Annotated in this window: 9 protein-coding genes; 4 read left to right on the plus strand and 5 right to left on the minus strand. The window is 58.6% G+C overall.

The window, feature by feature from the left end; genetic code table 11:
- Positions 1-4 precede the first annotated feature (4 nt).
- Complete coding sequence (poxB, locus tag IAE50_RS00435; RefSeq protein WP_200134000.1) at positions 5-1,723, minus strand: ubiquinone-dependent pyruvate dehydrogenase; 1,719 nt, start codon at positions 1,721-1,723, stop codon at positions 5-7.
- A gap of 152 nt (positions 1,724-1,875) precedes the next feature.
- Between poxB and IAE50_RS00440 the strand changes: the two genes are divergently transcribed.
- Positions 1,876-2,304 carry a DoxX family protein gene (locus tag IAE50_RS00440; RefSeq protein ID WP_042716323.1) on the plus strand — a complete coding sequence of 143 codons (429 nt, stop codon included), beginning with the start codon at positions 1,876-1,878 and terminating at the stop codon, positions 2,302-2,304.
- Positions 2,305-2,418: 114 nt separating this feature from the next.
- Here the strand turns inward: IAE50_RS00440 and hcr are convergent, their stop codons facing one another.
- The 3 genes from hcr to IAE50_RS00455 all read right to left on the minus strand — a co-directional run bounded on the left by hcr (position 2,419) and on the right by IAE50_RS00455 (position 6,093).
- On the minus strand, positions 2,419-3,387 hold the full coding sequence (hcr, locus tag IAE50_RS00445) for an NADH oxidoreductase (RefSeq protein ID WP_200133999.1): 969 nt from the start codon (positions 3,385-3,387) through the stop codon (positions 2,419-2,421).
- Positions 3,388-3,397: 10 nt separating this feature from the next.
- Positions 3,398-5,050: a hydroxylamine reductase gene (hcp, locus tag IAE50_RS00450; RefSeq protein WP_200133998.1), complete on the minus strand. Its 1,653-nt coding sequence runs from the start codon at positions 5,048-5,050 to the stop codon at positions 3,398-3,400.
- 143 nt (positions 5,051-5,193) lie between these two features.
- Complete coding sequence (locus IAE50_RS00455; protein WP_200133997.1) at positions 5,194-6,093, minus strand: lysine exporter LysO family protein; 900 nt, start codon at positions 6,091-6,093, stop codon at positions 5,194-5,196.
- Between the two features lie 177 nt (positions 6,094-6,270).
- On the opposite strand from IAE50_RS00455, the gene IAE50_RS00460 reads away from it, so the two are divergent.
- A complete protein-coding gene (locus IAE50_RS00460) occupies positions 6,271-7,929 on the plus strand; it encodes an ATP-dependent endonuclease (RefSeq protein WP_200579296.1) in 1,659 nt (552 codons plus the stop codon).
- On the opposite strand, the gene IAE50_RS00465 is transcribed toward IAE50_RS00460, so the two are convergent.
- The gene (locus tag IAE50_RS00465; RefSeq protein ID WP_200579297.1) at positions 7,926-8,882 is read right to left on the minus strand and encodes a VirK/YbjX family protein; all 957 of its coding nucleotides are present in this window, start codon (positions 8,880-8,882) and stop codon (positions 7,926-7,928) included. The genes IAE50_RS00460 and IAE50_RS00465 overlap by 4 nt on opposite strands.
- A 159-nt stretch (positions 8,883-9,041) precedes the next feature.
- Here IAE50_RS00465 and macA point away from each other — a divergent pair, with 159 nt between their 5' ends.
- Positions 9,042-10,157, plus strand: a complete 1,116-nt coding sequence (gene macA, locus IAE50_RS00470) for a macrolide transporter subunit MacA (RefSeq protein ID WP_200133994.1) — start codon at positions 9,042-9,044, stop codon at positions 10,155-10,157.
- Entirely contained in the window at positions 10,154-12,100 is a 1,947-nt protein-coding gene (gene macB / locus IAE50_RS00475; protein WP_200579298.1) for a macrolide ABC transporter ATP-binding protein/permease MacB, read from the plus strand. Before macA ends, macB begins: the two co-directional genes overlap by 4 nt.
- Positions 12,101-12,144: the final 44 nt, after the last annotated feature.

Raw genomic sequence — 12,144 nt, forward strand, 5'->3', positions numbered from 1 at the left:
TGTTTTACCTGAGCCAGTTGGTTTTCGCCAGTTCAACCACCTCATCGCCGCGCCCGTTAATGATCGCGCGCAGCATATAGAGGCTGAAGCCTTTCGCCTGCTCAAGCTTGATTTGCGGCGGCATGGCCAGCTCCTCTTTGGCGACGGTGACGTCAATCAGCACCGGGCCATCAATGGCGAAGGCACGCTGTAGCGCCTCGTCAACGTCGGAGGATTTCTCTACGCGAATACCGGTGATGCCGCACGCTTCGGCGATGCGGGCAAAGTTTGTGGCCTGCAATTCGGTGCCATCGGTCAGATAGCCGCCCGCTTTCATCTCCATCGCCACAAAGCCGAGCACGCTGTTGTTAAAGACGACGATCTTCAGCGGCAGCTTCATCTGCGCCACCGAGAGGAAATCGCCCATCAGCATGCTAAAACCGCCATCACCGCACATCGCAACCACCTGGCGCTGCGGGAAGGTGGCCTGAGCGCCAATCGCCTGCGGCATGGCGTTAGCCATCGAGCCGTGGTTAAAGGAGCCAACCAACCGGCGTTTGCCGTTCATCTTCAGGTAGCGCGCGGCCCACACGGTCGGGGTGCCGACATCGCAGGTGAAAATGGCGTCATCATCGGCGAAATCACTGATGCGCTGGGCCAGATATTGCGGGTGGATCGCCTTATCGCTCGGCTTCGCCAGATCGTCCAGCCCTTTGCGCGCATCGCGGTAGTTCTCCAGCGCTTTATCGAGGAAGGCGCGATCCGTTTTCTGCTCCAGCAGCGGCACCAGCGCCGCCAGCGTCGCTTTGATATCGCCGACCAGCGCCATATCCACTTTACTGTGCGCACCGAGGCTCGCCGGGTTGATATCGATCTGGATGATCTTCGCATCGCTCGGGTAGAAGGCGCGGTAGGGGAACTGGGTGCCGAGCAGCACCAGCGTGTCGGCGTTCATCATGGCGTGGAAGCCGGATGAGAAACCAATCAGCCCGGTCATGCCAACATCAAAGGGGTTGTCATACTCAACGTGCTCTTTGCCGCGCAGGGCGTGAACAATCGGCGCGTTCAGCTTACCGGCGAAGGCCAGTAGCTCTTTATGCGCACCGGCACAGCCGCTGCCGCACATCAGCGCGACATTGCTGGAGTAACGCAGCAGCTGCGCCAGCTTTTGCAGCTCCTCCTCAGCGGGAACCACCACCGGCTGCGGTGCGCGATACCAGTGGCTGCTGGCGCTTTCCGGTGCCGCCTGCAGCGCGACATCGCCGGGCAGCACCACGACGGAGACGCCACGGTTGAGGATCGCTTTGCGCATCGCAATCGCCAGCACTTGCGGGATCTGCTCCGGGTTGGAGACCAGCTCGCAGTAGTGGCTGCATTCACGGAAAAGCTCCTGCGGATGCGTCTCCTGAAAATAGCCGCTGCCGATTTCGCTCGACGGAATATGCGCGGCGATGGCCAGCACCGGTACGCGGTTGCGGTGGCAGTCAAACAGGCCGTTGATCAGGTGGAGGTTCCCCGGCCCGCAGGAGCCTGCGCACACGGCCAGTTCGCCTGAGACCTGCGCTTCGGCGCCTGCGGCAAAGGCGGCGACCTCTTCATGGCGGGTGGGCATCCAGTCGATGGTGCCCATGCGGTTCAGGCTGTCGCTTAGCCCGTTGAGGGAGTCGCCAGTGACGCCCCAAATCCGTTTTACGCCCGCCTGTTCGAGGGTTTTGGCGATATATGCGGCCACTGTCTGTTTCATATTGAGGCTCCTTTTTGTGATCACGATTACAAGCTTAGACAATCAACCGCTGACGAGGCGGGAATATTATATCCATAAGTGAAACAGGGGTTTATTTTGACAGTGAAGAGGCATAGGTTGGTGTCATTCAACGAAAACAGGAATAATTTCAGATGGTTAAATCATTGTTAAATTCAGTTAATAAGATGTTTTCGCATGAGGATTTGGGGCGCTTGCTGCTGCGTCTGGCCGTCGGTGGGCTGATGCTGTTTCACGGCGTGCATAAGCTGATTGGCGGGATTGATGGCATTGCCGGGATGCTGGCGGCAAAAGGGCTGCCGGGGTTTATTGCTTACGGCGTGCTGGTGGGGGAAGTGCTCTGCCCGGTGCTGATTATTCTCGGTATTTTTACCCGCCCGGCGGCGCTGGTGCTGGCGTTTACCATGGTTGTCGCCTGGCTGATGGTGGGCATTGGCGAAACCGGTTCGCTGGAGGTGACCGGCGCGTGGGCGATTGAGAGTATTGTTTACTTCTTCCTTGGCGCGCTGGCGGTGGCGTTTATGGGGGCAGGGCGATATTCCGTCGCGCCCGCGTGGAAGTAATGGTGATGTAAAAATGCCGGATGGCGGCTAGCGCCTTATCCGGCCTACCAGGGCATGTCACCTTTATTTGTAGGCCGGATAAGCGCAGCGCCATCCGGCATGTTGACTTGCACCTTATGCTAAAACCAAATCCCCCTGCGGGTGGCAGGAGCAGGCGAGCACAAACCCCTCGGCAATCTCCTTTTCAGTCAGCGTCATGGTGCTGCTGACTGAATACTCCCCGGAAATCACCTGCGTTTTGCAACAGCCACACACGCCTGCGCGACAGGCGGCGTTGACCGGCATTTTGTTGCTCTCTAGCGCCTCCAGCAGCGTGCTGCCCACCGGCGCATAGAAAGTTTTCATCGGTGAGAGCTTGCTGAACTTCAGCCCGCTGGTGGCGGCTTCGGCAACCGGCGTAAAGAACTGCTCTTTAAAGAAGCGGGTGACGCCAAGTGCTTTCACCTCCTGCTCAACCCATGCCATATAGGGCGCCGGACCGCAGGTCATCACCGTACGCGCACTCAGATCCGGCACCGCGCTCAGCAGCTCGCGGCTTAACCGCCCCGCCACAAAGCCCTCGGTGGCATTGTGCTCCGCCACCAGCGTTACCGGGTAGTTCTGCCACTCATCGGCAAAGATCACATCCTGCGGCGAGCGCACGCTGAAAATCACCTGCACATCCGCCTGCGGACGGTGCTTCGCCAGCCAGCGGCGCATCGACATAATCGGCGTCACGCCGCAGCCTGCCGCCAGCAGCAACAGCTTATCGTTCGGTTCGTTATCGCAGGTAAATTCCCCCTGCGCGTCGGAGAGCCAAAGATAATCGCCGCGCTTAACCTCACGCGTCAGCCACTGCGAGCCTGTGCCCTCATCAATACGGCGAATGGTCAGCGTAATGTATTCACTGACGCCCGGCGTCGAGGAGAGCGTATAGGCACGCAGCGTGTTGGCGCTGTTGCCAATGCTCACCAGCGCATACTGCCCGGCGCGGTAGGGGTAGTAATCATGGCACAGCAGCGAAAGCGTCCAGACATCCGGCGTCTCCTGGTGGATATGGTGCACCTGCATCCGCCACGGGCATTGAGGGGTTGGCATGCTCATTTTTCGCTCCTTATGCGCTCAGTAACTGCTGCATATCCTGCTCGACGGTGGTCACCTGGCGCAGGCCGAACTTCTCGTTCAGCACCGCCAGCAGATCCGGCGTCAGGAAGCCCGGCGCGGTGGGGCCGGTGACAATATTTTTCACACCCAGTGAGAGCAGGGTCAGCAAAATGACAATCGCTTTCTGTTCAAACCACGACAGCACCAGCGAGAGCGGCAGATCGTTAACGCCGCAGCCGAGCTTGTCGGCCAGCGTCACCGCCAGAATTATTGCCGAGTAGGCATCGTTACACTGCCCGGCATCAACCAGACGCGGCAGGCCTTCAATATTGCCAAAGTCGAGTTTGTTAAAGCGGTATTTACCGCAGGCCAGCGTCAGGATCAGGCAGTCATCCGGCACCTGGGTGGCAAAATCGGTGAAGTAGCTGCGCTCCCCGCGCGCGCCGTCACAGCCGCCGACCAGGAAGAGGTGGCGCAGTTTTTCACGGCTCACCAGATCGATCAGCGTATCGACCGCGCCGAGCAGCGTCTGGCGACCAAAACCAACGGTGATCAGGTGTTCGATCTCGCTAAACGGGAAGCCGGACATCTGCTGCGCCTGGCGGATCACCGGGGCAAAGTCGTCGCCTTCAAGGTGGTTAACACCCGGCCAGCCGACGATGCTGCGCGTCCAGATGCGGTCATCATAGGAACCGACGGTTGGGTCGATAATGCAGTTGGAGGTCATCACAATCGGGCCGGGGAAACGGGCGAACTCAACCTGCTGGTTCTGCCAGCCGCTGCCGTAGTTACCGACCAGATGTTTGAATTTACGCAGCTCCGGGTAACCGTGCGCCGGCAGCATTTCGCCGTGGGTATAGACGTTTACGCCAGTGCCTTCGGTCTGTTGCAGCAGGTTATAGAGATCTTTCAGATCGTGACCGGAAATAAGAATGCATTTGCCCGCCACCGCTTTGACGTTGACCTGGGTTGGCGTCGGGTGACCATAGAGGCTGGTCTCACCCGCGTCGAGAATGCTCATCACGCTGAAGTTCATCTTACCGATCTCCATCGCGCACTCCAGCAGGGCGTTCATATCCGCCGGCCAGGTGCCGAGCCACGCCATGATGTTGTGGTAGCGTGCGTAGAGATCGTTATCGTACTGACCGAGCACGTGGGCATGTTCCATGTAGGCCGCCGCGCCTTTCAGGCCATACAGGCAGAGCAGGCGCAGGCCAAGAATGTTTTCGCCAATCGCCGCTTTATCTTTGTTCGGGGTAAATTCCGCTGCCTGGCGCTGTAACGCGCCGAGATCGTCGCTCACCAACTGTAAATCGGCCATCGGGTTGTCTACCTGCGCCTGCGGATCGATCGCCAGACAGAGGGCTTTCAGTGCTTCTCGTTTGGCAATCGCTTCCCGGGCATAACCAATAATGCGCACGGAATCGAAGTTAACGTTGGTCAGGGTGGAGAAGAAGGCGCGCGGCGCGAAGTTATCAATCTCGTGGTCAATCAGATCGTAGTCGCGCGCTTTGCAGGCCCAGGCGGAAAGCCCCTGCAGGGCGGCAATCAGCAGATCCTGGAGATCGGAGGTTTCAGCGGTTTTCCCGCACATCCCCTGCGCGTAAGAACAGCCATTTCCTGCCGGGGTACGGATGGTTTGTTCACATTGCACACAAAACATGGTCACACCTTCTCTAAAGTTATATTTAAAATACATGTTTAAGATTAATAGTGCGGGCGAAGGCGTGAAAGGTCTTTTAGCGGCTATTTACGCAGAGATTGATTTAGCGCAAGTTTGGCGGCAGAAACCCACCGCCGAAGGGATCAGGCAGAGAAGAGCGCCATTAACAGCGGCACCAGCAGGCTGAGTACGAATCCGTGGACAATGGCGGCGGGCACCATCTCCAGCCCGCCAGAGCGCTGCAACACCGGCAGGGTAAAATCCATCGACGTCGCGCCGCATAACCCCAGCGCCGTGGAGCGGCTGCGGCCAATCAGGCCAGGAATTAGCATAATGGCGATCAGTTCGCGCGCCAGATCGTTAAAGAACGCCGCACTGCCAATCACCGGGCCAAAGGATTCAGTAAGCAGAATCCCGGAAAGGGAGTACCAGCCAAAGCCGGAGGCCATCGCCATCCCCGTTTTCAGCGGCAAATCGAGGAGTAGCGCGTTGATCACACCGCCCACCAGCGAACTGGCAGCAACGACCACCGCGATAATCATTCCCCGGCGGTTAAGCACAATCTGTTTCAGGGTCATGCCGCTGTTACGCAGCTGAATACCGACCAGCAGCAGCAGGAAGATCAGTGTGTATTCGCTGGCTTCGGTCGCGTGCTGCAAAAACGCCAGGCCGCTCAGGCCAATCACAAAACCGAGCAGCACTACGCCGCACAGGCGCAACGACTCCAGCGCCATCGCCAGCCGCGATGGCAGCACTTCCTGCTGATGGTGATGGTGCCACGGCAGGGATCGCTCCAGCCACAGCAGCGCACAGGCGTTGCAGAGTAAAATAATCACCACGCTGACCGCGGAATAATGCAATATCGACAGCAGGTTAGCGCTAAGGTTATCAAGGAAGGCGAGGCTGATACCCATAAAAAAGAGGATCACGTAGACAATCCAGCTGAGCAGTTTATTGATCAGTTTGAGTGCAGCAGCATGACGCAGCGGAATGAGGTAGCCCGCCACCAGCGGCAGAAGAATAATTAACAATCCTGAAAACATGAACAGCCCAAATCCTTACGTAAATTTATATGCACTGCAACACACTACAGAAAGGCTGAAAGTGAGTAAAGCTGCGAAAAGTGAGCGATTTTATGCAAATGCAGATTTCAATGGCGCTTCCCGCATGCCGTTATGCTGTTGGCGCAGGGAGAGGGCAACACACCAGGAGGATGAGAGATGATTCTGGAGCGAGTTGAGGTTGTGGGATTTCGGGGTATTAATCGCCTCTCATTGCAGCTTGAACAGAACAACGTGTTGATTGGTGAGAACGCATGGGGCAAATCAAGCCTGCTGGATGCGCTCACCCTGCTACTGTCGCCGCAAAACGATCTCTACCACTTTGTGCGCGATGACTTCTGGTTTCCGCCGGGCGACATCAACGGCCGCGAGCACCACCTGCACATTATTCTCACCTTTCGCGAATCGGAGCCGGGGCGGCACAAAACGCGGCGCTACCGACCGCTGGCGGAGTGCTGGGTGCCCAGTGACGATGGTTATCACCGCCTCTTTTACCGCCATGAAGGTGAGCTTTCCGCCGGGGGCGAAGTAAGGACGCTGCGCGGTTTTCTCGACACTAAAGGCGAACTGCTGCCGCTGCGTGACAGTGATGAGATGGCGCGCCACCTGATTCGCCTCTCGCCGGTGCTGCGCCTGCGCGATGCGCGTTTTATGCGTCGGCTGCGCAGCGGCGGCACGCCGGAAACCCCGCTGCTGGAGAGTACCGCGCGCCAGCTCGATTTTCTCTCCCGCGAGCTGGTCTCACGCCCGCAAAACCTGACCGATGCGCAGATCCGCCACGGCTTATCGGCGATGGTGCAACTGCTGGAGCACTACTTTGCCGAGCAGGGCAGCGGTACGTCGCTGCCGCGCCTGATGCGCCGCCGCTCCCATGATGAGCAGCGCAGCTGGCGCTATCTCGACACCATCAACCGCATGATTGATAAGCCCGGCGGGCGCATGTACCGGGTGATCCTGCTGGGCTTTTTTTCCACGCTATTGCAGGCCAAAGGCTCTGTGCGCCTCGACCGCAATGCGCGTCCGCTGTTGCTGGTGGAAGATCCCGAAACGCGGCTGCATCCGATTATGCTCTCCGTCGCCTGGCAGTTGTTAAACCTGCTGCCGTTGCAGCGTATTACCACTACTAACTCCGGCGAACTGCTGTCGCTGACGCCCGTCGAGCATGTCTGCCGTCTGGTGCGCGAATCGTCACGCGTCGCGGCCTGGCGCCTCGGGCCGGGCGGGCTGAGCGCAGAGGATGGGCGACGCATCGCGTTTCATATTCGCGTCAACCGTCCTTCGGCGCTCTTTGCCCGCTGCTGGCTACTGGTCGAGGGGGAGACGGAAACCTGGGTGATTAACGATCTTGCGCGCCAGTGTGGGCACCACTTTGATGCTGAAGGGATAAAGGTGATTGAGTTCGCCCAGTCCGGCCTGAAGCCACTGATCAAATTTGCCCGCCGGATGGGCATTGAGTGGCATGTGCTGGTGGATGGCGACGAAGCGGGGAAAAAATATGCCGCCACCGTACGCGGCGTGCTCGATAACCATCCAGACCAGGTGCGGGTTCATTTAACCGAACTGCCGGCGCGCGACATGGAGCACTTTATGTATCGCGAAGGGTTTGATGATGTCTATCACCGCGTGGCACAGCTGCCGGCAAACGTGCCGATGAACGCGCACCGGGTGATCACCAAAGCGATTCACCGCGCGTCAAAACCGGATCTGGCCATTGAGGTGGCGATGGAAGCGGGCAGGCGCGGCGTGGAGGCGATCCCGCCGCTGCTGCGTAAAATGTTCTCCCGCGTGCTGTGGCTGGCGCGCGGGAGAGCCGATTAACGCTGGCAACGTGCGGCAGTCTGGCTTTGCAGGCTGTCGAGCAGCTCATAACGGCGGCGATACTCTGCGCGTTTTTTGCTGGCGATCTCCTCGATCGGTTTACGCGGCATCATCAGTGGCAGCACAAAGTCTCTCTGGCCATCGACAACGCCACCGAGCGATTCCCAGAAGCTGTTGTAGTCGGCATGCAGCTGGCGCAGTTTTTTCTTGCGATAGCGCAGGCTCTGGTAGATGTGGGTTTCGTTGCTTACCGCGCGGATCGTTTCTACTTCTAGGAACTGCGCCAGCATCATTGCCGCTTCGACCAGTAGCCGCTTCGGGAACAGCCCGTGACAGGCTTTGGTCGCGCCCTGGATCGCTTCGTGCGGCACATGGGATTTTGGCCCTTGCAGCCCGCCAATGTAGAGCGTGGTCAAACCGTTAAACGGGCAGATGGTGAAGGTGAGGCGCGCCAGCGGCGTCTCCAGCTCGTCATAGAAGGTGAGCGTCGCTTCGCCCTCTTTATCCAGCGCTGCGTCTGACCAGAGACGAATGGAGTAACTCTGCTCATCTTTTCCGGTCAGCCGGGCCAGCCTGCAGCCCGACGTCGTGAGATAGCTGTTCACCATCCCTTCGGGCAGCAGACGATTAAACGTGTCGTAGTGCCAGCAGATCGCCTCGCTGGTTTGCTGACGCGTCAGGTTGACGGAGAGCCAGGGGCGGTGTAACCGGCACGGCAGACCCGGCTGCATATGCAGCTTGCGGGCGAGGTGCGGCTGGTCAACGAGACGTGACAAAAAGTGCGCGGTGGCAAAAGGCATCGCCAGCGAGCGCAGCAGGAATTTACGCCGGTGGGAGCCTTTCTCCCAGGCGGGTCCCGGCACAAGATCGCCGGTAAGCAGAGAAGCGAATAGCTGCCAGGCCGTTTTCGGGAGCGGCCGTTGAGGTTCAAAAACAGTAGCGATAACGGACATGGTGCAACTCACATTTCATTAAGAGATCTCAATTTCATCAGGTGCTGACTCAACGCCTCTTCAATGGATAAGGGAGAAAATGCGAATATGAGGTTTCGTTGAGCCGCTGTTTAGTTAAAATTGCTCTCTCCATCGCATGTCCGATTATCTGGAAATTTTATGAAACTGAAGGGAAAACGCAGGACAGGGTTGTTTGTGCTGATCGTCATCATAGTGCTGGCGGCTTTCTGGCTCTGGAGCAAGTTAAATGCGCCGGTGGTGCAGTATCAGACGCTGATTGTTAAGCCGGGCGAGCTGCAACAAATGGTGCTGGCGACCGGCAAACTCGACGCGCTTCGCAAAGTTGACGTCGGTGCGCAGGTCAACGGTGAGTTACAACGCCTGACGGTCAACATCGGCGATAAGGTGAAGAAAGATCAGCTGCTGGGCATCATTGACCCGGCGCAGGCGGAAAACCAGATTAAAGAAGTGGAAGCGACGCTGATGGAGCTGCGTGCGCAGCGCCGCCAGGCGCAGGCCGAGCTGAAGCTGGCGCAGGTGACTTATGGACGTCAGCAGCAGCTGGTGCAGAGCCACCTGGTGTCGCGCCAGGATCTTGACACTTCGGCCACGGATGTCGCCGTAAAACAGGCGCAGATTGGCACCATAGATGCGCAGATCAAACGTAACCAGGCAACGCTGGATACGGCAAAAACTAATCTCGATTACACCCGCATTCTCGCGCCGATGGACGGGGAGGTGACGCAAATTACCACTCTGCAGGGGCAGACGGTGATTGCCATGCAGCAGGCACCGAACATTCTGACGGTTGCCGACATGAGCACCATGCTGGTGAAAGCGCAGGTCTCCGAAGCGGATGTCATTCATCTCAAACCCGGCCAAAAAGCATGGTTCACCGTGCTGGGCGATCCGGGTACCCGCTATGAAGGGGTACTGAAAGATATTCTGCCGACGCCGGAGAAGGTCAACGACGCCATCTTCTATTACGCGCGTTTTGAAGTGCCCAACCCGCAGGGCGTGCTGCGTCTGGAGATGACCGCGCAGGTGCAGATCCAGCTTACCGGGCAGAAAAACGTGCTGACCATTCCGCTGGCGGCGCTCGGCGAGCCGGTTGGCGATAACCGCTATAAGGTTAAAGTGCTGCGCAATGGCGAGACCCGCGAGCGGGAGGTGATCCTCGGCGCGCGTAACGATACCGATGTGGTGGTGGTCAAAGGGCTGGACGCGGGCGATGAAGTGGTGATCGGCGAGCGGAAAGAGGGCGCGGCGCAATGACCGCCCTGCTTGAACTGAAGGAGATTCGCCGCAGCTACCCCTCCGGCGACGGCATGGTCGAAGTGCTGAAAGGCATTACGCTCACCATAAACGCCGGCGAGATGGTGGCGATTGTGGGCGCTTCCGGCTCCGGTAAATCGACGCTGATGAACATTCTCGGCTGTCTCGATAAGCCGACCCGCGGCACCTATCGCGTGGCGGGAACGGATGTCTCGACCCTTAGCGGCGACGCGCTAGCGCAGCTGCGCCGCGAGCACTTTGGTTTTATCTTTCAGCGCTACCATCTGCTATCCCATCTAACCGCCGCACAGAATGTTGAAGTGCCAGCGGTCTATGCCGGGACGGAGCGCAAAGCGCGGCTGGCCCGCGCCAAAGAGTTGCTGACGCGCCTCGGGCTTGGCGATCGCAGCGAGTATCAACCCTCGCAGCTCTCCGGCGGCCAGCAGCAGCGCGTCAGTATTGCCCGTGCGTTGATGAACGGCGGGCAGGTGATCCTCGCCGATGAGCCAACCGGCGCGCTGGATAGCCACTCCGGCGAAGAGGTGATGGCGATCCTCCATCAGCTGCGCGATCGCGGCCACACGGTGATTATTGTCACCCACGATCCGCAGGTTGCCGCGCAGACCGAGCGGATCATTGAGATCCGCGATGGTGAAATTATTGCTAATCCGCCGGCAAAAACTACCTCCGCTTCTGCGGCAAAACATGAAGGCGTTGTTACGTCCGTCGGCGGCTGGCGGCAGTTCACCAGCCGTTTCCAGGAGGCGCTGACCATGGCCTGGCGGGCGATGGCGGCCAACAAAATGCGCACTCTACTCACCATGCTCGGTATTATTATCGGCATCGCCTCGGTGGTGTCGATTGTGGTGGTGGGCGACGCGGCCAAGCAACTGGTGCTGGCGGATATCCGCTCTATCGGCACCAACACCATTGATGTCTACCCCGGTAAAGATTTTGGTGATGATGAGCCGCAAAACCAGCAGGCGCTGAAGTATGACGATCTGCTTGCCATTCAAAAGCAGCCGTGGGTGCGCTCAGCCACGCCATCGGTATCGCAAAACCTGCGTCTGCGTTACGGCAATATCGACGTGGCGGCCAGCGCGAACGGCGTCAGCGGGCAATATTTTAACGTTTACGGTATGACCTTTAGCGAAGGCACCGCATTTAACGCCGAGCAGCAGGGCAGGCGCGCGCAGGTGGTGGTGCTCGACAGCAATACCCGGCGGCAGCTCTTCCCGGACAAGGCCAGCGTGGTGGGCGAAGTGATTCTGGTGGGTAATATGCCGGCGACGGTGATTGGTGTGGCGGAGGAGAAGCAGTCGATGTTCGGCAGTAGCAAGATCCTGCGCGTCTGGCTGCCTTACAGCACCATCGCCGGGCGAATTATGGGCCAGTCATGGCTTAACTCCATTACCGTGCGCGTAAATGAGGGCTACAGCAGTGAACAAGCCGAACAGCAGCTGACGCAACTGCTCAATCTTCGCCACGGTAAAAAGGATTTCTTTGTCTGGAATATGGACGGGGTGCTGAAAACGGCGGAGAAAACCACACGTACGCTGCAACTCTTTTTAACCTTGGTGGCGGTGATCTCGCTGCTGGTGGGCGGAATTGGCGTGATGAATATCATGCTGGTGTCGGTCACCGAGCGTACCCGGGAGATTGGCATCAGGATGGCGGTGGGCGCACGCGCGGGCGACGTGCTTTCGCAGTTTCTGATTGAGGCGGTGTTTGTCTGCCTGGTGGGCGGTGCGCTGGGTGTGATGCTGTCGATGCTGATCGCCTTCACTCTACAACTCTTTCTGCCCGGCTGGGAGATTGGCTTCTCGCCGGTTGCGCTGTTAACGGCGTTTTTGTGCTCCACCTTTACCGGCGTGCTGTTTGGCTGGCTTCCTGCCCGCAATGCCGCGCGGCTCGATCCGGTGGATGCGCTGGCACGCGAGTAATAAAAATGCCAGCCCACCGGGCTGGCATTTCACTGCACTTTGTA

The organism is Kosakonia sp. S42 (genome assembly GCF_016624785.1).
Lineage (GTDB): Bacteria > Pseudomonadota > Gammaproteobacteria > Enterobacterales > Enterobacteriaceae > Kosakonia > Kosakonia cowanii.

What these genes read in the sequence shown, in the direction of transcription:
- poxB (WP_200134000.1), bottom strand. Translation starts at nt 1,723, where the DNA reads ATGAAACAGACAGTGGCCGCATATATCGCCAAAACCCTCGAACAGGCG.
- IAE50_RS00440 (WP_042716323.1), top strand. Translation starts at nt 1,876, where the DNA reads ATGGTTAAATCATTGTTAAATTCAGTTAATAAGATGTTTTCGCATGAG.
- hcr (WP_200133999.1), bottom strand. Translation starts at nt 3,387, where the DNA reads ATGAGCATGCCAACCCCTCAATGCCCGTGGCGGATGCAGGTGCACCAT.
- hcp (WP_200133998.1), bottom strand. Translation starts at nt 5,050, where the DNA reads ATGTTTTGTGTGCAATGTGAACAAACCATCCGTACCCCGGCAGGAAAT.
- IAE50_RS00455 (WP_200133997.1), bottom strand. Translation starts at nt 6,093, where the DNA reads ATGTTTTCAGGATTGTTAATTATTCTTCTGCCGCTGGTGGCGGGCTAC.
- IAE50_RS00460 (WP_200579296.1), top strand. Translation starts at nt 6,271, where the DNA reads ATGATTCTGGAGCGAGTTGAGGTTGTGGGATTTCGGGGTATTAATCGC.
- IAE50_RS00465 (WP_200579297.1), bottom strand. Translation starts at nt 8,882, where the DNA reads ATGTCCGTTATCGCTACTGTTTTTGAACCTCAACGGCCGCTCCCGAAA.
- macA (WP_200133994.1), top strand. Translation starts at nt 9,042, where the DNA reads ATGAAACTGAAGGGAAAACGCAGGACAGGGTTGTTTGTGCTGATCGTC.
- macB (WP_200579298.1), top strand. Translation starts at nt 10,154, where the DNA reads ATGACCGCCCTGCTTGAACTGAAGGAGATTCGCCGCAGCTACCCCTCC.